This window comes from Bacillus sp. JZ34, assembly GCF_053903205.1.
This window is the reverse complement of record NZ_CP096403.1, coordinates 509,753-534,062: the sequence shown is the minus strand read 5'-3', so window position 1 is coordinate 534,062 and position 24,310 is coordinate 509,753. Positions and strand designations below refer to the sequence as shown.

At 47.0% G+C, this 24,310-nt stretch carries 25 protein-coding genes; 13 read left to right on the top strand and 12 right to left on the bottom strand.

Features of this window, described 5'->3' with window-relative positions:
* Window positions 1-99 precede the first annotated feature (99 nt).
* Both M1D90_RS02600 and M1D90_RS02595 read left to right on the top strand, forming a co-directional pair.
* Window positions 100-1,056 (top strand): LCP family protein, encoded by a 957-nt coding sequence (locus M1D90_RS02600; RefSeq protein ID WP_020453167.1) that lies wholly within the window; start codon window positions 100-102, stop codon window positions 1,054-1,056.
* Between the two features lie 188 nt (window positions 1,057-1,244).
* Window positions 1,245-2,105: a Cof-type HAD-IIB family hydrolase gene (locus M1D90_RS02595; RefSeq protein ID WP_020453168.1), complete on the top strand. Its 861-nt coding sequence runs from the start codon at window positions 1,245-1,247 to the stop codon at window positions 2,103-2,105.
* A 38-nt stretch (window positions 2,106-2,143) separates the two neighbouring features.
* Here M1D90_RS02595 and M1D90_RS02590 read toward each other — a convergent pair whose 3' ends face one another.
* The 5 genes from M1D90_RS02590 to pgsB all read right to left on the bottom strand — a co-directional run bounded on the left by M1D90_RS02590 (window position 2,144) and on the right by pgsB (window position 6,832).
* Complete coding sequence (locus M1D90_RS02590) at window positions 2,144-3,388, bottom strand: C40 family peptidase (protein ID WP_023857160.1); 1,245 nt, start codon at window positions 3,386-3,388, stop codon at window positions 2,144-2,146.
* Between the two features lie 444 nt (window positions 3,389-3,832).
* Window positions 3,833-4,000: a hypothetical protein gene (locus tag M1D90_RS02585; RefSeq protein ID WP_023857159.1), complete on the bottom strand. Its 168-nt coding sequence runs from the start codon at window positions 3,998-4,000 to the stop codon at window positions 3,833-3,835.
* Window positions 3,997-5,166, bottom strand: a complete 1,170-nt coding sequence (locus M1D90_RS02580) for a CapA family protein (RefSeq protein ID WP_023857158.1) — start codon at window positions 5,164-5,166, stop codon at window positions 3,997-3,999. The genes M1D90_RS02585 and M1D90_RS02580 overlap by 4 nt, the downstream gene beginning before the upstream one ends.
* A gap of 19 nt (window positions 5,167-5,185) precedes the next feature.
* Window positions 5,186-5,635 carry a poly-gamma-glutamate biosynthesis protein PgsC gene (gene pgsC / locus M1D90_RS02575; protein WP_003185831.1) on the bottom strand — a complete coding sequence of 150 codons (450 nt, stop codon included), beginning with the start codon at window positions 5,633-5,635 and terminating at the stop codon, window positions 5,186-5,188.
* Window positions 5,636-5,650: 15 nt separating this feature from the next.
* Window positions 5,651-6,832 carry a poly-gamma-glutamate synthase PgsB gene (gene pgsB, locus M1D90_RS02570; RefSeq protein ID WP_023857157.1) on the bottom strand — a complete coding sequence of 394 codons (1,182 nt, stop codon included), beginning with the start codon at window positions 6,830-6,832 and terminating at the stop codon, window positions 5,651-5,653.
* An 819-nt stretch (window positions 6,833-7,651) separates the two neighbouring features.
* Between pgsB and M1D90_RS02565 the strand changes: the two genes are divergently transcribed.
* Genes M1D90_RS02565 through rbsB form a run of 6 tightly spaced genes read left to right on the top strand, consistent with a single transcriptional unit; the run spans window position 7,652 to window position 13,320 of the window.
* On the top strand, window positions 7,652-8,632 hold the full coding sequence (locus tag M1D90_RS02565) for a LacI family DNA-binding transcriptional regulator (protein ID WP_144497847.1): 981 nt from the start codon (window positions 7,652-7,654) through the stop codon (window positions 8,630-8,632).
* A 2-nt stretch (window positions 8,633-8,634) separates the two neighbouring features.
* Complete coding sequence (rbsK, locus tag M1D90_RS02560; RefSeq protein WP_179289514.1) at window positions 8,635-9,516, top strand: ribokinase; 882 nt, start codon at window positions 8,635-8,637, stop codon at window positions 9,514-9,516.
* Window positions 9,513-9,908 carry a D-ribose pyranase gene (gene rbsD, locus M1D90_RS02555; RefSeq protein ID WP_144497848.1) on the top strand — a complete coding sequence of 132 codons (396 nt, stop codon included), beginning with the start codon at window positions 9,513-9,515 and terminating at the stop codon, window positions 9,906-9,908. Before rbsK ends, rbsD begins: the two co-directional genes overlap by 4 nt.
* A 37-nt stretch (window positions 9,909-9,945) precedes the next feature.
* Entirely contained in the window at window positions 9,946-11,427 is a 1,482-nt protein-coding gene (locus tag M1D90_RS02550; RefSeq protein ID WP_025810679.1) for a sugar ABC transporter ATP-binding protein, read from the top strand.
* A gap of 1 nt (window position 11,428) precedes the next feature.
* The gene (rbsC, locus tag M1D90_RS02545; protein WP_020453175.1) at window positions 11,429-12,391 is read left to right on the top strand and encodes a ribose ABC transporter permease RbsC; all 963 of its coding nucleotides are present in this window, start codon (window positions 11,429-11,431) and stop codon (window positions 12,389-12,391) included.
* Between the two features lie 14 nt (window positions 12,392-12,405).
* A complete protein-coding gene (gene rbsB, locus M1D90_RS02540) occupies window positions 12,406-13,320 on the top strand; it encodes a ribose ABC transporter substrate-binding protein RbsB (RefSeq protein WP_025810678.1) in 915 nt (304 codons plus the stop codon).
* Window positions 13,321-13,328: 8 nt separating this feature from the next.
* Here rbsB and M1D90_RS02535 read toward each other — a convergent pair whose 3' ends face one another.
* Window positions 13,329-14,270 (bottom strand): LysR family transcriptional regulator, encoded by a 942-nt coding sequence (locus M1D90_RS02535; RefSeq protein WP_456283116.1) that lies wholly within the window; start codon window positions 14,268-14,270, stop codon window positions 13,329-13,331.
* A 110-nt stretch (window positions 14,271-14,380) separates the two neighbouring features.
* Here M1D90_RS02535 and M1D90_RS02530 point away from each other — a divergent pair, with 110 nt between their 5' ends.
* The gene (locus M1D90_RS02530; protein ID WP_033155066.1) at window positions 14,381-15,148 is read left to right on the top strand and encodes a class I SAM-dependent methyltransferase; all 768 of its coding nucleotides are present in this window, start codon (window positions 14,381-14,383) and stop codon (window positions 15,146-15,148) included.
* 88 nt (window positions 15,149-15,236) lie between these two features.
* Here the strand turns inward: M1D90_RS02530 and budA are convergent, their stop codons facing one another.
* Window positions 15,237-15,998: an acetolactate decarboxylase gene (budA, locus tag M1D90_RS02525; protein WP_023857150.1), complete on the bottom strand. Its 762-nt coding sequence runs from the start codon at window positions 15,996-15,998 to the stop codon at window positions 15,237-15,239.
* A gap of 52 nt (window positions 15,999-16,050) precedes the next feature.
* Window positions 16,051-17,769: an acetolactate synthase AlsS gene (gene alsS, locus M1D90_RS02520; protein WP_456283115.1), complete on the bottom strand. Its 1,719-nt coding sequence runs from the start codon at window positions 17,767-17,769 to the stop codon at window positions 16,051-16,053.
* A 160-nt stretch (window positions 17,770-17,929) separates the two neighbouring features.
* On the opposite strand from alsS, the gene alsR reads away from it, so the two are divergent.
* Window positions 17,930-18,808 (top strand): acetoin biosynthesis transcriptional regulator AlsR, encoded by an 879-nt coding sequence (alsR, locus tag M1D90_RS02515; RefSeq protein WP_023857148.1) that lies wholly within the window; start codon window positions 17,930-17,932, stop codon window positions 18,806-18,808.
* A gap of 85 nt (window positions 18,809-18,893) precedes the next feature.
* On the opposite strand, the gene ggt is transcribed toward alsR, so the two are convergent.
* Window positions 18,894-20,471: a gamma-glutamyltransferase gene (gene ggt / locus M1D90_RS02510; protein WP_075212731.1), complete on the bottom strand. Its 1,578-nt coding sequence runs from the start codon at window positions 20,469-20,471 to the stop codon at window positions 18,894-18,896.
* A 254-nt stretch (window positions 20,472-20,725) separates the two neighbouring features.
* Between ggt and M1D90_RS02505 the strand changes: the two genes are divergently transcribed.
* Genes M1D90_RS02505 through M1D90_RS02495 form a run of 3 tightly spaced genes read left to right on the top strand, consistent with a single transcriptional unit; the run spans window position 20,726 to window position 22,323 of the window.
* Window positions 20,726-21,184: an Lrp/AsnC family transcriptional regulator gene (locus M1D90_RS02505; RefSeq protein ID WP_206761243.1), complete on the top strand. Its 459-nt coding sequence runs from the start codon at window positions 20,726-20,728 to the stop codon at window positions 21,182-21,184.
* 21 nt (window positions 21,185-21,205) lie between these two features.
* Window positions 21,206-21,790 carry a chromate transporter gene (locus M1D90_RS02500; protein ID WP_023857146.1) on the top strand — a complete coding sequence of 195 codons (585 nt, stop codon included), beginning with the start codon at window positions 21,206-21,208 and terminating at the stop codon, window positions 21,788-21,790.
* Window positions 21,787-22,323, top strand: a complete 537-nt coding sequence (locus tag M1D90_RS02495; protein WP_020453185.1) for a chromate transporter — start codon at window positions 21,787-21,789, stop codon at window positions 22,321-22,323. The genes M1D90_RS02500 and M1D90_RS02495 overlap by 4 nt, the downstream gene beginning before the upstream one ends.
* Window positions 22,324-22,421: 98 nt before the next feature.
* Here M1D90_RS02495 and M1D90_RS02490 read toward each other — a convergent pair whose 3' ends face one another.
* The 3 genes from M1D90_RS02490 to M1D90_RS02480 all read right to left on the bottom strand — a co-directional run bounded on the left by M1D90_RS02490 (window position 22,422) and on the right by M1D90_RS02480 (window position 24,292).
* Window positions 22,422-23,174 (bottom strand): tyrosine-protein phosphatase, encoded by a 753-nt coding sequence (locus M1D90_RS02490; protein ID WP_023857145.1) that lies wholly within the window; start codon window positions 23,172-23,174, stop codon window positions 22,422-22,424.
* A 26-nt stretch (window positions 23,175-23,200) separates the two neighbouring features.
* A complete protein-coding gene (locus M1D90_RS02485) occupies window positions 23,201-23,923 on the bottom strand; it encodes a YveK family protein (RefSeq protein ID WP_020453187.1) in 723 nt (240 codons plus the stop codon).
* A gap of 225 nt (window positions 23,924-24,148) precedes the next feature.
* A complete protein-coding gene (locus tag M1D90_RS02480) occupies window positions 24,149-24,292 on the bottom strand; it encodes a hypothetical protein (RefSeq protein ID WP_020453188.1) in 144 nt (47 codons plus the stop codon).
* Window positions 24,293-24,310 lie beyond the last annotated feature (18 nt).

Sequence of the window (24,310 nt, the reverse complement as noted above, 5' to 3'; positions counted from 1 at the left end):
TATCTTGTAAAATCCAAGATTGGGAAACCATTTTTTTATCAAAATTTAGACTTATTCAACAATTGTACGTTTTAATATAAATAAAAGAGGAGCTTATACATGCTACGATCGCAACGAACGAAGAAAAAGAGACTAAGAAAATGGGTGAAATACTCATTGTTTTTCATTGCTTTAATCCTGACGGCGACAGCAGCCGCAGGCGGCTATGCGTACTACAAAGTGGCGAACGCCTCCAAAGATGCGCAAGTCACCCTTTCCAGAGGAGAACAGTCCGTCAAGCGGATTAAAGAGTTCAATCCTAAAAAAGATAACTTCTCCATCCTGTTGATGGGGATTGACGCCCGTCCCGGACAAAGCATGGACAAAGAACGAAGCGATGCGATGGTTCTCGCCACGTTCAACAGAAAAAACAAATCAGTGAAACTATTAAGCATCCCGCGGGATTCCTATGTTAACATCCCTGGACGCGGCTTTGATAAAATCACGCATGCCCACTCATTAGGCGGACGCGACCTCAGTACAGAAACCGTCGAAAACCTGCTCGACATTCCGGTTGATTACGTCATGGAAGCCAATTTTTCAGCTTTCAAAGAAGTAGTTGACGAGCTCGGCGGTGTACCGATCACAATCAAAGAAGACTATATTGTCCGGCAGATTAAAAAGGATACGAAAGGCAAAGTCAATCTCCAAACAGGTGAGCAAACGCTAAACGGAGAAGAGGCCCTTGCTTATGTAAGAACGAGAAAAGCCGATACGGATTTGAAGCGCGGCGATCGCCAGATGGAAGTCATCAAATCGATTATCAACAAATCCAAATCGCTTACTGCCATTCCGGCTTACGACGATATCCTTGATACAGTCGGAAAGAACGTATCAATGAACTTGTCGCTGAATGATGCAATCGGGCTGATCCCGTTTATGACGTCCATTCAAACGATCGATACCCTTCAATTGAAAGGGAGCGATTATCAACCGGGCAAAGTCTACTATTTCCAGCTTGACCAGGAAAATCTCAACGAAATCAAGCAGGAATTAAAACAGCAGCTGGATGTATAATTAGAAAAAGGATGAAGATGATTCATCCTTTTTCTCTTTAATGAAACTCAAGATTTACTATTGAAAAAATCTAAATTTAGGTTTAGCCTTTTACATAACATGTCCTTTTAGGGAATACTGCCGAAGAGAGCTGTTTTTCGCCTCCCGAAAAACGGCAAACTGCTCTTACAGGAGGTTATCTTTACATAATGAGGTTAATTGCGATCGATTTAGACGGGACTCTTTTAAATACCGAAAGCCAAATATCCGCAGAAAACCGGGCCGCTATCAAAAAGGCGCTCATCTCAGACTGCATCGTAACCATTTGCACGGGACGGGCCACATTTGACGTCAAAGCGCTTCTGAACGATTTGGATATTCCGATTATCGCCGCAAACGGGGGAACGGTTCACGATTTCAACTATAAACTCCTAAGCAGAACGTTAATGGACAAGGACGCCGGAAAAAAGGCCGCCCAATACTTAACAGATCATCAAATCTATTTTGAGGTTTATACGGACGATGCGCTGCTTTCTCCTTATGACGGAGAGCAGAAGCTTGAAGCAGAGCTCGATATCGTCACAAGCGCCAACCCTGATGAAGACAGGGATACGCTTTGGCAGGGCGCACTGACTCAGTTTAAACAATTCGGCATCAAACCGGTCCCCGACATTCGCGAGGTTTTTAACGGAGACGAACATATTTATAAGCTGTTGTGCTTCTCATTTGATATGGAAAAACTGAAAAAAGCAAAAGAAGACCTTGCAGCCTTTCCAAAATTGGGACTCACATCTTCCGGAAGACATATCATCGAAATTCTGCCTGATGAATCCGGCAAAGGCCGCGCTTTAAAAGAACTGGCCCGCCACTATGGAATCGAGAAAAAAGACATCTACGCGATCGGCGACAGCCCGAACGACCTGTCAATGTTTGAGGAAGCCGGCCATCGGATCGCGATGGGCAATGCAATCGATGAGCTGAAGCATATCAGCACGTTTATCACGAAAAGCAATGACGAAAACGGCGTCGCTTATTTCATTAATAAACTGCTGGAAAATGAATATCAATAATTAGAAAACCGCTCGAAGATGACTCGAGCGGTTTTCTGCTACTTAATTCTGACGCTTCCGGCGTATTTCTCTTTCCAATAGGCGCTCGTCTCCATATCTGCTGTCGTCACACCGGCAGACAAGGTGACAAGAACGACCTGGCCATTTCCGATATAGATGGCGGGATTCAGAACAGTGGTTCCTTTAAAGAACACGATGTCTCCAGGCTCCAGCTCCTTTTTTGTGATTTTCTTACCTGTACTGTATTGTTTATCAGCGTACCGCGGAAGTTCCACTCCTGCCGCCGTTTTATAGACATATTGGATAAAACCCGCCGTATCAAAGCCTTCTTTAGGCGATGTACCGCCTTTTTGATAACCGACTTCGCCGATATGCCTGATCGCTTCAGATACAATCGGATTTTTCGGCAGGGACATGTTGTCAAAACGTCTGACTCCTGTGAACTTCTTCTGCCAGTAGGAAGCCGACAAGTAAGAGATCGTCACTTTATTTGAACGGCTCGCATGGATAAACCGGCCGCCCCCGGCATAGATGGCGTTATGGGATATTCCCGGTTTGTACGTATTGCTGAAAAACAAAACATCACCCGGCCGGATATCTTCAAGCTTCACCTTTTGACCGACCGCCCATTGCTGTTCCGCCGATCTTGGCAAATAAACACCGAGCACCTCTCTGAAAACGTATTGGGTCAGTCCTGAACAGTCAAACCCGAGATCTGGAGAGTTTCCTCCAAATACATATGGAACACCGACATAGCTCTTCGCTTTTTGAACGACCGGGTCCATAGAAATCTTAGGCTCTTTTGTGATCCTTTTCGCTTTAAGATACCCCGAGCTCCAGTAAGAACTGCCTTCGAGCTTTGTCACGACAACTCCGTTTGATTTTGTGCTGTGGATGATTTGATCATTTCCCATGTAGATGGCGACATGAGTCGGTCCGTCCGATTCCAGCTCGGCATTCTTGAAAAAGACAAGATCCCCCTTTTCGAGCTGCCGACGGCTGACGCTGCTTCCAAGGGTCGATTGCTCCTTTACCGTTCTCGGAAGCGTAATATCGAGCGATTGAAACACATATTGTACAAAGCCTGACGAGTCAAACCCCGTTTTCGGCTTCTCTCCGCCGTAGCTGTATTTCGCACCCTCAAGATGTCTGGCGGTTTCTGCTATTTTCTCGCCGATCGTATCGGCGTATACGTCATTGTGATTCGTTAAAAATAAAGACATCAAAAACACCGCAATTCCACAAAACAAAACCAACTTTTTGTTTGCCGCTTTTTTTATCAATTGTTCTGTTCCTCCTCTTCTTTCCTCTTTCATCGTCATTCAATTGAGATATTTGAAGGACTTTTTTTGCGTGTACAGCAGCGTCATACGAGAAGAAACGCGCAGCACAGCATGATCAGCTTTTTCACCTAAGCGCGGATTAAATGAATGAAGGGAAATATTCTAAAGAGGTCATGAACATGAGTTGCAGTTCCCATTCCGAATTGGTCAGGTGATGCATGTTTGAAGCTTAGTCGAAATTTGTCAGTTTTTATTCCCTTCAAAAGAATACAATAAACACGAACCCCAAAACCATGTATATATTCTCCTGATTTTCTATAAAACTTTATACACTGACCGGTTAAGAAAATTGTCGTGTTTCCCAGCCGCTTTTCACAGGTCTTTTATAACCGGAATCAGCACACGCAAAAAGAGAGTGCCGGCGGCACTCTCTTTTCTGCACTGTTATTGTTGGTTTTCTGTTGTTTGATCCTGCTGATTCACTTTTTGGATTTCCGTTGAGATTTTAGCTTTTTCATCGTTTGACAATTCATCAGAATACTTGAAAGCAGACATGAATGCAATGATCAACACTAAACCTACGAACGGCCAAATGGCTCTGACAAATTTCATTTGTTCACCACTCCGTTTTTGTTATTTTTCAGTTTGTCCGCATGATCGACTTCAAACGTCAATTTTCCGTTCTCTTCTTTCCAGTCAAGGTTTGTTCCTTTTGTCAATTGACGGAAGATCGCTTTTCGTTTTAAGAAATCGCTTTTGCCTAAAGGCGTCGGCGTTGCTTCACGAATGTTGAGAGGTGTTACCTCAAAGCGCCCTTTGCCGTCATTCATTAAATGGTATTGTACAAGTGCGCTGTCCCGTGTTCTTGACCAGCCCTGATCAAACACAAAGTTACCGAGGCTGTAGAAAATCACAGTGCCGTTATACACTTCGATCGGTTCGAGAACATGGGGGTGAGCACCGATGATGACATCTGCTCCGGCATCCGCAATCGCTTTGGCCAGATCCTTCTGTCTGTCGTTCGGTTCATTGTCATATTCTTGTCCCCAGTGCACATGAACAAGGACAAGATCCGCCTTTTTGGATGCTTCCGCGATCATTGGAATAAAGATTTTCGGGCTGAGCGGCAGCACTCCGCCTCTGTTCTTTTTGGCTGTAAAGTTCTTCGTGTAGACGTCTGTAAAACCGAGCGTTGCGATTTTAACACCGTTCACATCCTGATAGGATACGTGCTGTTTCGCGTCTTTGAGATTATTCCCTGCTCCGACAAGCTCCAAGTCCTCATTTGAGAATTTATTCAGTGTATCCTTCAAACCGTCTTCCCCGTAGTCCATCGCATGGTTGTTGGCAAAGTTCAGTACGCTGAAGTTCAGCTTTTTCAATGTTTCGACTGATTCTTGATTCGTTTGCAGATGGATGTTCTTTTCTGCCTCTTGATAGTCCTTTGCATTTGTTACAGGGTTTTCAAAGTTTCCTGTGATAAAATCTGACACATTAAAGTATGGCTTCACATTTTTGAAGACACTTTCCGAACCGTGCAAGTTTGTCACTTTTTCTACGTTTCTTCCCATCATGATATCGCCCACAAAAGTAGCTGTAAGCTTGGCATCTTCTTTTTTGTCCATTTGCGAAGGAGTTTTGGCGCTTCCGACCCAAGTAAAGACAAACATTAAACAGAAAATAACGGGCAATACGATAAAGACGTGCTTGTTTGTTTTCTTTTTCTCCTGCTTCGTCAGCTTCAGCAGTTTTTCCTGAAAGTTCAGTTGTTTTTTCATCGATTTGACACACCTAACTTTAGATTAGATAGTAAGCATACATAATGACGAATGTTGCTCCGCTCAATAAAAGCGTACTTCCAAGCGTAATCGTTAATCCCTGTCTTTGAATGGTATTCGCGATCAGCCCCGGCACAATAATTCCGATTCCCCTGAATTCGGCAATCTCAAACGGCATCACCGGATATATAAAATCAAAACCGATTTTCAAAAGAATTCCCGTTATCAACATCGCTGCGAATTTTCTGCGTCCGTATAGAATCATAATTTTGGAAAGTCCGAATTTCACGATGACATACGTCAGCAAACTGACAAAAAGAACGAGTAACATGAAAATCGGCTGATTGAACACAAGTCCCAAATAACCCGGTACGACGAGGCCGGCTGGTACAATTCCCGTTTTCTCTGCAAAAATCAAACTGAGTAAGACTCCTAAAATGAGGGCGATATATAAATCTGATCCAAACATTGTGTTTTCTTCCTCCTAGCTAACGAGCTGCTTAATCTTGTAATCTTGTATTTTTTCAATGAGAGGCTCCGCTGCTCCGTGGATATTTCCGACTCCGTAAATGACGCGGCCCTCAAGCTTGTTTTTCAGCATGAACATGATTTCTTCCGTTGATTTGTGCTCAAAATCAAACAGCTTGTCCGCAGGAATTTTGCCTGCTTCATATGCTTTGACGATCGGCTCTGTTGTTTCTCCAATCAGCACAAGTTCACTTGCTTCAATATAAGGAAGGACATCATCCGCAAACTGCTGTGTTCTGTCTACCCTGTCGGCGCGGCAGTTCATAATGACGATCGGCTGATCCGTAGGATAGCCTATTTCTTTTACACGCTTCCATATGTTTAAAGTGGAAGCTGCGTCATTGGCCGCAAAACCGTTGACGAAATGTCCGGGATTTTTGGCGTTCATCAGCGGCAGAATTCTCATGGCTCCCGGATCAGGCGGCGCATTCAGCATGCCTTTAAAAGCGGTTTCTTCGTCAATGCCCAACGCTTGAGCCACACCGAGCGCAAGAGACGCATTATCAGGGAATACCATGTACTCAAACTGTCTGAGGTATTCATCTGTTATTTTAGAATTGTCTGCGACGATGACTTTTGTATTCCTTTCTTTTGCAATCTGCTTAAAGAAATCGGTATACTCACTATCAGTGATAACTAAATGTCCATTATAAGGAATGGTTGCTGTAAAAGCTTCTGCAATTTCATCCAAAGTCGGTCCCATCACATCCATGTGATCTTCCAGCACGTTCACGATCACGCCGATATTAGCCTGAAGCAATTCTTCCTGAAAGATGATTTGGTAATCAGGGTTAACGGCCATGCACTCACTGACAATCGCATTGGCCCCTCTTTCCACCGTTTCTTTCATAACCTCTTTCTGTTCTCCGATATTCGGACCTTGAGGTTTCCTTTTGATCGGTTTCTCTTCCGGTGTGTCCCAATAAATCATCCTTGCGTCTGTCCCGGTTGTTTTTCCTACTGTTTTGTAGCCTGCCTCGATTAATATCCCTGTTGTTAATCTTGTCACCGTGGACTTTCCGCGTATCCCGTTGATGTTCACTCGGACAGGCAGCGCATCGATGTTTTGCTGGTGGCGCCTTTTTTCATAAATGCCGATCCCAACAACGATCACACAGGCTAATAGCATTACCCACATTGTTTGTCTACATCTCCTTCTTGGAATCTGATATGTAAATTCATTCATCAGTATATAGGTTCACTATGAAATCACAATCGGCATTATGTAACAGAAGACGACGAAATTTTCCGTGACAAAGATCACCTCGTCCGAGTCAATAATGCCTATCTTTTTATTGATATTTTTGGCAATCGAAAGTTCTTAATTCCTATCAGTTTTTTGTCAGCGTTTTAAGTATGCGCTTTCAAAATTCGACATTATGATTTTTGTACTTTTCTCCCTATTTCTGATGAAAGATTGAAGGATGAATTCAGGGTCTCTTTTTCCCCCGGATGAAATCCCCTAGAAATGGGCTGTCAACCGGGATATCCCTTTTATTTTTGTATTTTCGCTCTTTTCCAACAGGTTAAAAAGTCACCAATGTGCCCTCTTCAAAACAAATACGTCCTATGACAATCAGATTACCTATTAAAAAATGAAAATCTTTATTAGCATAAAGCGGGATTCATTAACAAATCCAAATTTTTTGTGAGCCGTTCGATTCACCTTGTTTCTTCAGATTTTAGGTTAAAATCCTAAGATTTAAAAAGCCATTAATTTTTTTCAACGATAATTCATCAAACTTTAACATTTTTAATTTTTCTTACTATTCTCATTGTTACTGTATTCGCCAATTTATGCCGAATGAAGGTTATTTTCTATTCAACACAACTGTATATGTCTCTATATCCCAACCCGGCTAAAAATTTCAGTGCCGGACCTTTTTTTATTGAGATTTTAAAAGGATCATGATAATCTTTATGTAAACGGTTACACAAATGGAAAGGAGAAGTCTTTTTGGCTACGATTAAAGACGTCGCACTTGCTGCAAAAGTATCTGTCGCTACGGTTTCCCGGGTATTAAATGAGACGGGATACGTCCATGCAGACACGAGGACACGCGTGTTAAAAGCGATGGAAGAACTGAATTACCACCCGAATGAAGTAGCCAGGTCTCTCTATAAAAGGGAGTCCAGACTGATCGGACTGCTCCTGCCGGATATCACAAACCCGTTCTTTCCTCAGCTTGCGCGCGGCGTTGAAGATGAAATCCACCGCCTCGGCTTTCGGCTCATCTTCGGAAACAGCGATGAAAATTTGGAAAAAGAGCTTGATTATTTGCAGACGTTTAAACAAAATCATGTGGTCGGAGTCATTTCAGCGACCAATTATCCGGATGCGCCAAATTATCAAGACTTGTCCATGCCGATCGTCTTCCTTGACCGGACGGGCGAAAATGCGCCGGCTGTATTCGCGGACAGCCGCGAAGGCGGCAGAATCGCAGCGGCTGAAATGGTCAGGAGAAACGCGAAACGAATTACGCTGATTAAAGGACCGGCCCACCTTCAGACTGCAAGAGACCGTTTCAACGGAGCGCTGGAGATGCTAAGCGGGGCCGATATCGATTTTCATGTTATGAAAACCGAGACATTTTCATTTCCGGAAGCTCAAAAACGGGCAGCGGAGCTGTTTGCCACCTATCCGGAAACAGACGGCGTAATCGCAAGCAATGATATTGTGGCGACAGCCGTTTTGCATGAAGCCTTAAAACGGAAGATCAAAGTTCCTGACGAACTGCAGATTATCGGCTTTGATGACATTCCGCAAAGCGAATTGCTTTTCCCCTCTTTATCAACGATCAGGCAGCCCGCCTATGAAATGGGAAAAGAAGCGGCAAAACTGCTGCTGAAATTAATGAAAAATGAATATATTGAACAATCGGCAGTGCAGATGCCGGTTGCCTTTATTGAAAGACAAACGACAAGAAAGGCGGAATGACAATGAGTAAAATATGCGTGATTGGCAGCTCTTCGATGGATTTAGTCGTGACATCGCCCAAGCGGCCGGCTGCCGGAGAAACGGTGCTTGGCGAATCTTTTAAAACGGTTCCGGGCGGAAAGGGCGCCAACCAGGCAGTCGCTGCGGCCCGGCTTGGTGCAGAGGTCCATATGATCGGCTGCGTCGGCGATGATCATTACGGAAAAGCCATCCTCGACAATTTTCAAGCGAACGGTGTTTTGACAGACTATGTGGAACCGGTTACAGGTCAGGAAAGCGGCACCGCACATATCGTTCTCGCAGACGGCGACAACAGTATTATCGTCGTCAAAGGGGCAAATGACCATGTCACACCTGAATACGTTCAAAAAGCGCTGCCTGCGATTAAACAGGCAGACATCGTTCTGATTCAGCAGGAGATTCCGGAAGAAACCGTCGATTATGTCAGCGGACTGTGCAGCTCACTCGGCATTCCTCTCCTGCTGAATCCGGCACCAGCCCGTCCGCTTTGCCCGGAAACGGTCGAACATGCGGCCTACATCACACCAAACGAGCATGAAGCTTCGGTACTGTTTCAGGGCATGTCCCGGGATGAAGCGTTAAAGCGCTATCCGGAGAAGCTGTTCATCACAGAAGGAAAAAACGGGGTCCGCTATCACAATGGTCTGGAAGAAAGGGTCGTTCCTTCATTCCCTGTCAATGCGATTGATACGACGGGAGCCGGAGACACCTTCAATGCGGGGTTGGCCGTTGCGCTTTCCGAAGGACAAAGCATCGAATCTGCCTTGCGCTTTGCGAACCGGGCGGCTTCCCTCTCGGTTTTGAAATTCGGCGCGCAAGGCGGCATGCCGAAACGCGATGAAGTGGAGCGTGAATTGTCATGAAAAAACACGGGATTTTAAACAGCCATATCGCAAAATTACTGGCCGATCTCGGGCATACCGACACCGTCGTCATCGCGGATGCCGGCCTGCCCGTTCCTCCCGGCGTCCCCAAAATCGATCTTGCACTGACATTGGGTACGCCCGGATTTCAAGAGGTCACAAAGCTCATCGCTGATGAAATGTCCGTCGAAAAAGTGACGGCAGCCGAAGAAATAGAAAGCGTCAATCCTGATCAAGCCGCGTTTTTAAAAGCGGAATTTTCAAACCAAAAAATTGACTATATTCCCCACGAAGCATTCAAAAAAGCGACGAGCCGTGCAAAAGCGGTCATTCGCACAGGGGAAGCAACACCTTATGCAAATTGCATCTTGCACGCGGGAGTGATCTTTTAGATGTTTACATTCTACATCTGGAAAGAAGGGATAGCCCATGCATATTAAAATGAAGGACATTTATAAAGCTTTTGGCCAAAACCAGGTGCTGTCCGGCGTTACTTTCGAACTTCAGGAAGGTGAAGTCCACGCTTTAATGGGAGAAAACGGCGCCGGAAAGTCGACACTCATGAATCTGTTGACTGGACTTCACAGGCTGGACAGCGGAACGATCGAGATCGACGGAAAAGAAATGTATTTTTCAGATCCAAAAAAAGCCGAACAGAACGGCATCGCCTTTATCCATCAGGAGCTGAACATTTGGCCTGAAATGACCGTTTTGGAAAATTTGTTTATCGGCAGAGAGCTTTCTTCTAAACTTGGATTTTTAAATAACAAGAAAATGAAAGCGCTAGCAAAAGAGCAGCTTGAAAGACTTGGAGTCTCGATTTCTCTTGAAAAAGAAGCCGGAGACTGTTCTGTCGGCCAGCAGCAAATGATCGAAATCGCAAAAGCCCTTATGACAGACGCGAAAGTGATCATCATGGATGAACCGACGGCAGCGTTGACAGAAAGAGAAATTGAAAAACTGTTCGGCGTCATTAGAGCATTAAAGAAAAACGGCGTCTCCATCGTCTATATATCCCACCGCATGGAAGAAATCTTCACGATTTGCGACCGGATCACGGTGATGCGCGACGGAAAAACAGTCGACACGAAACGGATTCCCGACACCGATTTTCATGAAGTGGTGAAAAAGATGGTCGGACGGGAGCTGACCGAACGCTATCCTGAAAGACAGCCAAATCCGGGACGCGTCGTTCTCGAAGTCAAGCAGGCATCCAAAAAAGGCGTCTTCCAAAATATCAGCTTTACCGTCCGCTCCGGTGAAATCGTCGGGATTTCAGGACTGATGGGTGCAGGGCGCACCGAGCTGATGAGGGCGGTTTTCGGGCTCGATCCGCTTGATTCGGGAGACATTTTCATCGAAGGCAAAAAAGCGACGCTCAAAAAACCGAGCGATGCCGTTCAAAAAGGAATCGGTTTTATTACTGAGAACCGCAAGGATGAAGGACTTGTGCTCGACACGTCCATCAGGGAAAATATCGCCCTTCCGAATCTCGCCAGCTTTTCACCGAAAGGATGGATCGACAAAAAAAGCGAGCAGGAATTTGTCGACCTTCTGATCAAGCGGCTGACGATCAAAACGGAATCGCCGGAAACCCACGCGCGAAACCTTTCAGGAGGGAACCAGCAAAAAGTGGTCATCGCCAAATGGATCGGAATCGGTCCTAAAGTGCTGATTTTGGATGAGCCGACGCGAGGCGTCGATGTCGGCGCGAAAAGGGAGATTTATCAGCTGATGAACGAGCTGACAGACCGCGGCGTCGCGATCGTCATGGTCTCTTCAGAGCTGCCCGAGATTCTCGGGATGAGCGACCGCGTCCTTGTGATCCATGAAGGAACGCTAAGCGGTGAGCTATCAAGAAATGATGCCACGCAAGAACGAATTATGACACTCGCTACAGGAGGGCGGTAACATGAAAACTCAACCGGCTGTAAAAAAAAGCCTTAATGTCGATTCTGTAATGCAAAAGCTCGGTCCGTTTCTCGGCCTGATTATTCTCGTCGTCATCGTATCAGTATTAAACCCGAGCTTTTTAGAACCGTTAAATATTTTAAACTTGTTAAGACAAGTCGCTATTAATGCGCTGATCGCGTTCGGCATGACCTTTGTCATTTTGACCGGCGGCATCGACCTTTCCGTCGGAGCGATTTTGGCGCTGTCGAGCGCATTGATCGCCGGCATGATCGCCGGCGGCATCGATCCTGTTTTTGCCGTCATCATCGGCTGCCTAATCGGAGCCCTGCTCGGCTTGGTCAACGGGCTGTTAATCACGAAGGGCAAAATGGCCCCGTTCATCGCAACACTTGCGACAATGACGATTTTCCGCGGATTGACGATGGTTTACACAGACGGCAATCCGATTACAGGGCTCGGCAATCACTACGGCTTCCAGCTTTTCGGACGCGGCTACTTTTTAGGCATCCCCGTCCCTGCGATAACTATGGCGGCCGCCTTTATCATCCTCTGGGTGATCCTTCACAAAACACCTTTCGGCCGCCGCACGTATGCAATCGGCGGAAATGAAAAAGCGGCCCTGATCTCGGGCATTAAAGTTCCGCGCGTCAAAATGATGATTTATTCTCTTGCCGGCCTATTATCCGCGTTGGCTGGAGCCATCTTGACGTCACGGCTAAACTCAGCCCAGCCGACGGCAGGCACTTCCTATGAACTCGACGCCATTGCCGCGGTTGTATTAGGCGGTACAAGCCTTGCCGGAGGAAGAGGACGAATTGCCGGCACACTCATCGGCGTTCTGATCATCGGAACGTTGAACAACGGCTTGAACCTGCTTGGCGTCTCTTCCTTTTTCCAAATGGTCGTCAAAGGTGTCGTCATTTTGATCGCAGTCCTGCTGGACCGCAAGAAATCCGCTTAAGGAGGGCTATACTGATGAAAAAAACATTAACGGTTTTCACCGCATTGGCGCTTCTGTTTCTGTCCGCCTGCTCGCTGGAGCCGCCGGAATGGGCAAAGCCAAATAAAGAAAAAGGAACGGATATCAAAATCGGTTTATCTGTCTCGACTTTGAAAAACCCGTTTTTCGTTTCATTAAAAAACGGAGTTGTCAAAGAAGCCAAAAAACAAGGGATTGAAGTGATTGTCGTCGATGCACAGGATGATTCAGCAAAGCAGACGAATGATGTCGAAGATCTTCTGCAGCAAGGCGTTGACGCTTTATTGATCAATCCGGCCGACTCCTCCGCCATCTCAACGGCAGTCCAATCGGCCAATTCGCTTGGCATCCCGGTCGTCACCCTTGACCGCTCCGCCGAAAACGGAAAAGTAGAAACGCTCGTCGCTTCAGATAACGTAAAAGGCGGGCAAATGGCAGCAGACTTTATCGTACAGCAGCTCGGCAAAGGCGCAAAAGTGGCTGAACTTGAAGGCGTCCCCGGCGCATCGGCAACAAGGGAACGGGGCTCAGGGTTTCATAAGACCGCTGACGACAAGCTGAATGTGATCGCCAAGCAAACAGCCGACTTTGACCGGACAAAAGGGTTGAACGTCATGGAGAACCTTCTTCAAGGAAATCCTGATATTCAAGCGGTTTTCGCCCATAATGACGAAATGGCGCTCGGCGCGATTGAAGCGATCAGAAGCTCAGGGAAAGAGATTCTTGTCGTCGGCTTCGACGGCAATGAAGATGCGGTTAAGGCGGTTAAGGCCGGAGACATGTCGGCCACGATCGCCCAGCAGCCTGAATTGATCGGTAAGCTCGCCGTACAAGCGGCCCGCGATATTTTGAACGGTAAAAAAGTTGAAAAAACGATACCCGCACCGCTCAAACTGGAAACGAAAAAGTAACGACAAAATCAGACCTCTTCATACATGGAGGTCTGATTTTTTTTGGCCATCTCCATAAACGCTTTTGCCGCCCGGCTCAAATAGCATGTTTCCGAATAAGCAAACACAAGCGTCCGGGACGGATCGGATTGTAAAGGAACATAGACGATTCTGTCAAACTCTTTTCGCATGACCATCCGGGGCACGACCGTGACCCCCATTCCGTGTTCAACGAGAGATTGGGCGGTTTCAATGCTGCTTGTTTTGAAGGTCACTTTCGGTTGAAACCCTTCCTCCGCACATAAATCGAGTACCATTCTACGGAAGCCGTAGCCTTCTTTTAATAAAATAAACGGCACATCCTCGACAGTTTTCAAAGCAAGAGGGGAATTTTCGGGATTCGACCGGACCGAATCGATGAGCTTCCGCAATTGGCCGGTCATCCAGCTCTCCCTTTCATTTGGAATCGCCAAAAAAAGCGGCTCGGTCAGTATCGGCCGGATCGCGAGCCTGTCATTTTCAATCGGCAAAGGGAGAATCGACAGATCCACCGCTCCGTTTTCCGTCATGTTTTCCAATGCCGCCGGCGAATCTTCTATCAGCTGAACCTGTACGTTCAGATGCTTTTTCAGAAAGGCTTTCAGGAGCGGCGGAAGAAGATATCCTCCTGTGACAGCGGGAACGCCGATCGATAATTCCGTCCCCATTTCCTCGAGCTGATCGCGCATTTCACACAGCAGTTCATCTCTTGACCGCAAAATATCCTGTGCTTTTCGGATGAAGCGCATCCCTTGAGGAGTCGGCGAGACCCCCTCTCTGTTTCTGTAAAACAGCGGAAAGCCAAGCTCGCTTTCCAGCTTTTTTATTTGCTGGCTCAGTGAAGGCTGAGCGATATGCAGGCTGGCAGCCGCCTTTGTAAAACTGCCTTTTTTGAAAATCTCTGCCGCGTATTCAAAAAGCCTCATATCCAATTCCCGCACCCCCATAGTTTCCGCCTATCATTTTCATACATTTTATATCTTAGACTGATGGCTGTCGACTCCCCTAATATAAATACATAGCCGATAGGAGGATGATACAAATGAAAACTAGCGCGCAACGGCAATTTTCAAAAAACCCGGAGCAATATCGCGATGAGCCGCTGTTCTCATCGGGAAAAGATCTTGATGCCATGGTCAGCTGCCGAAATCTGACCGGCGGTGAAACCCTGCTTGATATCGGAACCGGAGCGGGACATACGGCCATTGCCTTTTCGCCTTTTGTCAAACATTGCACCGGAATCGATATTACAGAAAAAATGGTTCAAACCGCCGCTCAATTTGCCGAACAGAAAAATGCTGAAAATGTGGTTTTTCTTCAAGGCGATGCAGCACAATTGGATTTTGCAAGCGAGTCTTTTGATATTGTCACATGCCGGTATGCAGCCCACCATTTTCCGGAGATCAGCCGGTCCATCCAGGAAATAGCGCGCGTCTTGAAAAAAGGCGGCTCCTTTCTCCTCATCGATCATTGTGCGCCGGAGGACGAAGCTTTAGACCGATTTATAAATCGGCTCAATCAATTGAGAGACCCGTCACACGTAAGGGAATATTCAGAGAACGAATGGCAGAAGCTGTTTGAAGAGAACGGACTCGATTTTGCCGTCCTGGAGAGATGGAATCTTCCGATCGATTACGAGAGCTGGCTTCGAAGAGGCGCCGTGCCTGAACAAAGAAAGGCAGCCATCCATGCCCATTTGTCAGAACCGTCCCAGTCTTGCCGTGACATGTTTAACATCGTCCACGATGAAAACGGGCATCCGGTGTCTTTTTGTCTGAAAGCGGTTTTGATTGCCGGAATGAAAGCATAAGCTAAACGGCCCGCCGGATTCCGGACTTTTTCGCAACCGAATTTTTAAAGAAGAAAAAGCCCCCTTTTTAAAGAGGGGGCTTTTTAATTTACTCGGGATTGCCTTCGGCCGCTTCAATTCCGGCTGCAAGATCATGTTTATTGAGATCCGCTTTAAAGAAATCTTGCGTATTCGGCAATCTGAGATTCATATTAAGTTTTTGAGAAATTTGTACCGTGCATTCTTCGATTTCATAATCGAAAACGTGTCCGCCGACATTGCGGTCTTCATCAATAAAGTGAAGATGGAAGCCGGAAACTGCGATTCCGTTGGCATATTGCGGCGTCCAAAAGCCGACGATCGTCCCTTTAATATCATTAAAATCAAAGATCGGCTGCGATTTTACCGCATCGACCATCGGCACGTACGGTTTTTCCTGCAGTTCAACCGTTCTCGTTTTGACTTTCTTAAAGATTCCGTCCATGCGGATCGCGTAAAACAGGTTTTCACTCGGCATGATCCGTTTCATTTCTTCCTCGAACGCCTTAAGCGGCATCCGCTGCTTGATTTCGTGATAAATATCTGGCCGGAAGAAAGCGAGCGAGCAAAACGGAGAACAATCGCTTCCTTGAACAGGATAGGCTTTGCCATCGGAACGAAGACGGTAAAACTCACCGTCAAAACCGATCAGCTCACCGTCGAGCCGATTGAACGTTCCGATTCCGAAGTCTCCGTGATCCTTTGCTTCAGACATGTAAAAATCCCCGTCATAAATTCCGTCCAATAACGATATCATCGTTGAGACCTGAAAGACCTGGTCAAGGTTCTTGTCAACGGGCTGAACCACTTTTTGTTTGCTTGCACTTTTCATTTTCCTCGTTTCACTCCCTTGATTTTGTTTGTTATGACTGGACTTGCTGTGATCAAGATTGCTTAGAGGCTTGTTTACTAAAATGTTCCTCAAAGTTTTTTGGAAAACGCTGATCAGCCAAATGAACGTTGTCGCTGTAATCAACCGGAATATCAATGACAACCGGACCCTCTGCATCAAGACCAGCTTTAAGCACCTCTGCCAATTCGTCAGGCGAATTGACCCTTAAACCTTTTGCTCCAAAGCTTTCAGCATATTTTACAATATCGATTCCGCCGAAGTCGACTCCGGACGTCCGCTTGTATTTCATCTCCTGCTGGAACGCAACCATATCGTATGTGCTGTCATTCCAGACAATGTGAACGATCGGCGCTTTCAATCTGACCGCTGTCTCAAGCTCCATCGCGGAGAACAGGAAGCCTCCGTCCCCGGAAACAGACACGACTTTCTGTCCCGGATTGACCAGTGTTGCTGCGATCGCCCACGGCAAAGCAACGCCCAGCGTCTGCATGCCGTTTGAAGTCAGCAGTCCATACGGACGGTATGTGCGGAAATATCTCGACATCCAAATCGCATGGGAGCCGATGTCGCAAGTCACTGTTATGTCATCACTCAGCAAATCACGCAAATCGCGAACGATTTGCAACGGATGAACAAGATCCGTTTTTGTTTCTTTAGGGGGCTCGCTTTGCTCCTCCAGCGCTTTCTTCAAATAATCAAGCACAGGTGCAAATGATTCATCGATGGAAACCGGCAAAGAATCATGTTCAATATGGTTTAATGTCTCTGCGATATCACCGATCAGCTCAATTTCAGGCTGATAGTCATGATCGATATCGGCTTGTATTTCATCAAGATGAATCACACTGCGCACGCCTTTTCCGTTCCAAAAGACGGGGTCGTATTCAATCGGATCATAGCCGACTGTCAAAACGAGATCCGCTTTTTCCAACAAAATATCTCCGGGCTGATTGCGGAATAATCCGATCCGGCCGAAGTACTGGTCTTCCAAATCGTGAGACAGCGTACCCGCTGCTTGGTATGTTTCAACGAACGGCAGTTTCACTTTTCTCAGCAGACGGCGGACCGCTTCAATCGCTTCAGGTCTTCCGCCTTTCATCCCTACAAGCACGACGGGAAGGTTCGCATTGTGTATTTTGGCGATAGCCGCGCTGATTAGTTCATCCGGAGCCGCGCCGAGCTTCGGCGCCGGCATGGTTTTCACCGGCTTGGCAGTTGCCGGACCGGCCGTAACGTCCTGCGGAAAGCTGAGAAACGCTGCCCCGGCCTGTCCGGAAGCTGCCGCTCTGAATGCATTGGTTACCGCCTCAGGGATGTTGTTCGCATCTTCCACTTCTGCGCTATATTTTGTAATCGGCTGAAACAACGCCGCATTATCCATCGATTGATGAGTTCTTTTGAGACGATCCGCTCTTTTTACAGCACCCGCCAGGGCAACAACCGGATCTCCTTCTGTATTGGCTGTTACAAGACCGGTCGCTAAATTAGACGCTCCCGGACCCGAAGTCACCAGGCAAACACCGGGCTTTCCAGTCAATCGTCCGACTGCCGCCGCCATAAATGCTGCATTCTGCTCGTGACGACAAACAATCAGTTCAGGCCCCTTGTCTTTCAATACGTCATACACCGCATCGATTTTCGCTCCCGGAATACCGAAAACATGAGTGACACCTTGCTGAATGAGACTATCCACCACAAGCTCTGCTCCTCTTACAGTAAGAGTTTCATTTTTAGCGGCTACATTTTTCAAAGCCCTCACTCCTCCATTTTCATTCGTTTACAATGAATTTTTAATAAAATTATTGTATTATTAAATATACATCTTGTGGAAATTGTTTTCCAATACTTCTTTGTCTTACAATTAATATGTAAAACGACTGAAATCGCATTCAGAAAGGAATGAGTGAATAATGGAGCTGCGCCATCTTCGTTATTTTATGGTTGTTGCCGAAGAACTGCATTTCGGAAAAGCAGCTCTTCGGCTGAACATGACTCAGCCTCCGCTCAGCCAGCAGATTAAACAGCTAGAAAGTGAAATAGGCGTCACCTTGCTGAAGAGGTCAAAAAGAGCCGTCAGGCTGACGGCGGCAGGCGGGGTCTTTTTAAAACAAATCAAGGAAGGACTTTCCCAGATTGATCAAGCCGTCGACATGGCTCAGCGGACGGCCCGCGGGGAGCTGGGCAGACTCGTGATCGGCTTTGTCGGCTCCGCCACATACGAGATCATGCCTCCCATCATCAGGGAATACCGAAACCGGTACCCGTCCGTCCAGATTGATCTTCGGGAGCTTTCAACCCCCAATCAGGTCAATGCACTGCTAAACGGACACATTGACATCGGAGTGCTGCATCCTCCGTTGGGAAACGACGAGCTAAAGTCATACACAGTGAAGAAAAGCCACTGTGTCCTTGCACTTCCGAAACACCACCCGCTGTCAGAAAAACCCCGGGTACATTTGAAAGATCTTGAAGACGAATCGCTGATCGTCATTGCCAAAGAAGCGTGGCCCTCTTTATACACGGAATTTAATTTCTTGTGTGAAAAAGCCGGGTTTATCCCCAACATCGCCCAGGAAGCTACAGAATACCAAATGGTGATCGGCCTCGTGACAGCCGGAATGGGAATCGCCGTTGTGCCTACAGCGGCTAAACGATTATTTAACCTCGATGTTGTATACAAAGAAATCGAAGACTTTCCCCTTCGCGCAGAATGGATTACCGCACATCGAAAAGACAACCGCAATCCGGCGCTTAAGCATTTCATCGAAATCTCGGATCAATACTCATAGCCGGATAGAGAAAAACCCGCGGACAAATCCTCCTTGTTCACGGGTTTTTTTCTCATGTTGACGTTTGCGCGTTTTGAAAACGGAGTTAACTGCCGATTGCCGCTCCATCGCTTCTCGGATCGCTTCCTCCTCTCAGGAAACCTCGATCATCAATCTCGATAATGCCGGCATGACCCATCACACCGTCAAAGTCGCCGACAACGGTTACATGATGCCCATGCTTACGCAGTTTTTCAATCACTTCGGGCGCCACTCTGCTTTCTATTCTTACACCTTCCACCCGTTCTCCCCATGTTCTGCCCCACAGCCATCTCGGTTCATGAACGGCTGTTTGCGGATCCATCCCGTAATCTATCATTCTCGTGATAAGAGCCGTCTGTGTCTGCGGCTGTCCTTCTCCCCCCTGCGTTCCGTAAAGAAATTTCGGCTTGCCGCCTTTGAACGCCATGGCGGGCATCAGCGTATGAAAAGTTCTTTTTCCCGGCTCCAGTGTATTGACATGGTCAGGATCAAGCGAGAAAAACGACCCTCTGTTCTGCAAAATGACGCCGGTATCTCCAGCTGTCACACCTGAGCCGAATTCGAAATACAAACTTTGGATAAACGAAACAGCATTCCCGTCTTCATCTACTGCTGCAGCATAAGCCGTATCACTGCCGAGCGGCCGGCTCTCCGCCTGAAGAGCCGACAGTCCGATTTTTGCGGCCAGCTCCCGCGCATACCCTTTGTCAAGCAGGCGCTCCAGCGGTATTTGGGAAAATGCCGGGTCAGTCAATACTTTATTGCTGTCGGAAATACTTAATTTCAATGCTTCGATGAGCAGGTGATAATATTCGAAAGAGCCGTGCTCGATCATGCCAAAGTCGTAGTTTTCCAAAATATTCAATGCCATAAGACCGGTAAATCCTTGTGAATTCGGAGGCATTTGATAGATCGCATATCCTCTGTATGTAGAGGAAAGCGGAGATACCCATTCCCCTTGATGCCGCTCGAAATCTTCCAGGGTCAAGATGCCTCCGTTGTTTTGCAGATAGGCTGCTGAAGCTTGGGCAATTTCCCCTTTATAAAAGGCGTCTCTTCCTTTCTCAGCGATCATCTCCAAAGTGCGCGCGAGCTCTTTTTGCACAAAGCGCTCACCTGGAGTGGGCGGGTTTCCTCCCGGAAGATAAATATCTGCAGTGATCGGCATACCGGAAAGCCACTCAGCGTTTTTCACCGTGTTTTGACATTGATCCGGCGAGACCGGGAAACCCTTTTCTGCATACATGATCGCCGGCTTCAGCACCTCCCGAAGCGATAAACGGCCGTATGCCGCCAGTATTTCGGCCCAGCTGTCCGCCATCCCCGGCACGGTAATCGCACTGCTCATGCCCCTGACCGGAATGGCACGCTCTCCTTTATACTGATTCCGGTCCGCTTTCCGCCCCGACCGCCCGCTGCCATTGTATCCTTTGATCTCACCGCTTCCTTTGTGATACATCAGCCAAAAAGCATCCCCTCCGAGTCCTGTCATATGCGGATAGACAACAGCAAGGCACGCGCTTACTGCCACAGCCGCGTCAAACGCGTTTCCTCCCTTCTCCATGATGCTGTTCCCTGCAAGCGAAGCGAGATAATGAGGACTGACAACCATTTGTTTCGAACCGATCTTCAGTTTCTCCATAGCTCTCTTCCTTTCTTTCAAGCATCCATTTGTCTTTGAAGTATAGTGGCCCGTTTAAGGAGGCGCTACTTTCAGGGAAGAAAAACTAACAACCCTTTTTCAATAAGTATTAAAAAAACGTTAAAATGATTCATATCGAAATCCGTATTATGATACAATTTACAAAATGTTCATTTATAACGCGATTGACAAGCAATTTCGTATGATCATGACCAAACAGAAAGGAAGGGACATTTGTGAGCCTCGACTACCATATGCCAAATTTAATTCTTGATGAAACGGATAAAAAAATCCTTTCGATCTTGCATGAGGAAGGAAGAATCTCTTATACGGATTTAGGAAAGCGCGTGGGACTTTCAAGAGTTGCCGTACAAACGCGGATCAACAACTTGATTGAAGAAGGCATCATTGAAAAATTCACAGCCGTCATCAATCCAGTCAAAGTTGGAATTCATGTATCGGTGTTTTTCAATGTTGAAGTCGAACCCCAATATTTAGAGGCTGTTGCCGTTGCTTTAGAAAGAGAGCCCGCCGTGACAAGCCTCTATCATATGACAGGGCCGAGCAAACTGCATATGCACGGCATTTTCGCAAATGATCAGGAGATGGAGGAATTTTTGACAAAGCGCCTGTACCCTCTGAAAGGCGTCGTGAGTGTCGACTGCCAGATGCTGATTAAACGATATAAGAGCCGAATGGGAATGAAGCTTTAACGGAATAGGAGGAAACGCGAAATGAAGCACCCTTACCGGGAACTGATCATCGCAATGACAAGAACGGGGATATTGGGATTTGGCGGCGGACCGTCCGTTATCCCGCTGATCCGTCATGAAGCCGTTTCAAAGTTCAAATGGATCGATGATGATGAATTCGGGGAAATTTTGGCGATTGCCAATGCGCTGCCCGGACCGATCGCTACAAAAATGTCGGCATATTTAGGTCATAAAGTCAAAGGCGTTCCGGGCGCTGTCGTGGCTACAGCGGCCCATATCTTGCCGACGTGCGTTGCGATGGCCGCCTTGTTCGCAGCCGTTAATGTGCTCAGCCACTCCAAAATCGTAAGCGGCATGATCGGCGCTGTTACCCCTGTCATCGCCGTCATGCTCGGCATCATGGCTTACGAATTTGGGCAAAAAGCATTGAAAGGCTTCGGCTTGCTTGCCGGCGTGCTTTTCTTTATTCTTGCATTTTTGGGTCTTCAGGTGTTTTCCATCCATCCCGGCATCATTGTCATCCTGTTTTTAACGTATGGCGCGTTCCACTTTAAATTAAAAAGAAAAGCGGCCCGGGAAAAGGATAAGGGAGTGTCCGCTTCATGATCATCTTTTATTTATTTTGGGCTTTCTTTATTGCAAATTTATTGGGCTACGGGGGCGGTCCGGCTTCAATTCCGCTTAATTTTGAAGAAGTTGTTCAGCATTTTCACTGGCTGTCAAAAGAAGAATTTTCAAACATGCTTGCGCTCGCAAACGCACTGCCGGGTCCAATCGCGACAAAAATCGCCGCTTATGTCGGCTACAGCGTGCTCGGATGGCCCGGTGTCTTCATTGCTCTTATCGCAACTGTGCTGCCTTCGGCCATCGCGCTCGTTTTGCTGCTCAAGCTGATCGGCCGCTACCGCCAGTCGCCGGTCGTCAAAGGAATGACTTTGGCGGTTCAGCCGGTTATCGCCGTGATGATGCTTATTTTGACATGGGAAATCGGCGGAGACGCGATCCGGTCGATCGGCATGGTTCAATCACTTGTCATTGCGCTGATCTCTTTGGCGGCCTTGACGAAGTTCCGCGTCCATCCGGCTTTCCTGATCGTGGCCGCCTTCGCTTACGGCGGGCTTGTCATTCCGCTGTTGTAGAGAGGGATGTCCGGTCGCTTTCTAACGGATGATATAAAAAATCAGCGCCGCATAACCGGCGCTGATATTCTGGCTGACGGGCTTTTGTGAACAACCTTTCACAGCAGGCCCATCAGCTTTTTCTTTTTGACGGGACGGGGTGTTTCTTTATGAATCTCCCGGTTTTCCAGGAGAAGGCCCGCGTTTTTTGTAAACACGTATAAGAAATCGCTGCCGTAATCGCTTTCCACTGCATCAAAAAAGAAAGATCGGCTCGTGAGGTTGTGGGCGTCTGATGCGATAAAGTGGACGAGGTTCGCTTCAAGAAAGCGGCGGGCGAGCCGTTTCACGCTTCTGCCAAAGCGGCCTGTAAGACTTGAACATGTCAGCTGGGCGCACGCGCCGTTTTTGACGAGGCGGTACAGCAGATCAGGATTCTCCATCAATTCAAGGTTCCGCTCGGGGTGTGCGATAATCGGAATGTAACCATTTAACTGTAGATCGAACAACAGCTTTTCGGCATATCGCGGAACATGGTGGTAAGGAAGTTCAATCAGCAAATACTTTGTGCCGGCGAGGCTGAGCAGTCTGCCGCGCTCAAGATCACGCTTCAATTCGCCGTACAGGCGGATTTCCTGTCCGGGAGCAATAAGCACCGGGATGTTTTCCTTTTGCACCCGCGTCTTTAAACTCGAAACAGCTGCCAGAATGGCCTCTTTTTGGTGTTCGTATACACCGTTTCGGTGGTGAGGTGTGGCGATAATCGTATGAATCCCTTGACGGGCGGCTTGTTTAGCCATTTCTATACTGTCATACATACATGCTGCCCCATCATCAATGTCCGCTAGAATATGGCAATGAATATCGATCATAGGCGGCCTCCCCGTGTTTTCCCGTTTTAGATCGTATGGTCTTTACCGATAAAGCTTTCCAGCTTCCGGGCTTGTCCTTTTTTCGGTTTTACATACAGAATATTTCCCAACACGTGAACGTTCAGCTCTTTTTCGATGTCTTCTTCATTTCGAACGGTATTTTTCAAAAGCTCGAGTAAAAATGCAAGCCCTGCACCAAACAGCAGGCCGAATCCTGTAGAAACAGCGATGTTGAACTTCTTGTTCGGGCTGACGGGAGCAGGCGAATGTTCGGGGTTTGCTTTCGCAACAAGGCTGACTTCGGTATTTTCACCCATAATGCCGTCAATGTCCCTTTGGAATACGGCGACGACCGTGTTCGCGATGTCCGCCGCCTTGGAATAATCCTTGTCAGTCGCGGAGATACTGACAATCTGTGATTCATTTTCGCTGATAACCGTAATTTTTTGCTTCAGGTCTTCAGCCGTTTCCGGCAGGTTTAGTTCGTCTTTAACCTTATTTAAGATGAGCGGGCTTTTCATAATGACGTTATAAGTGTTGATTAGCTCAAGGTTGGTCTGAATATCGGTGAAGTTCGACGTTTGACGGCCGTTGATGAGGATTTGGGCGGATGCCTGGTAGACGGGTGTGAGCCAATAAAAGTTGACGGCAGCGCTGGACAGAGCGGCCGCAATGGTGATCAGTGCGATCAGAACGAATCTTTTTTTCAAAATGATGAACACATCTTTAAAGCCGATATGATCTCTCATAAAAGCCTCCCTCTAGGATTCGCGTATTTATTTAAATTTTCAGCAAATTAAACACCTCCCTTTGATTATACATGGTTCTTTCGTTTCCGAAAGAAATGAATCCTGACAAATAACGGGAGATACCGGGGAAATCGCGTCTTTATATGGTATTAAATATCGACTTTTGCAGGACCTGCGCGCTTTTTGCTGAACGAAAAAGTGTGCAAACCGAAGTTTGCACACCTTTTACGTCGTATATCCATTTTTGATATGAAGAATGAGATCTTCAAGAAGTTCTTTCGTCGTTATGTCTTTTGATTTTTCACCAATGTCATACGCATGCATAAGAATTCTCAAAAATTCTTCCTGATTCAATTCCTTGTCATCCATATCCTTTTCCTTTCAGAT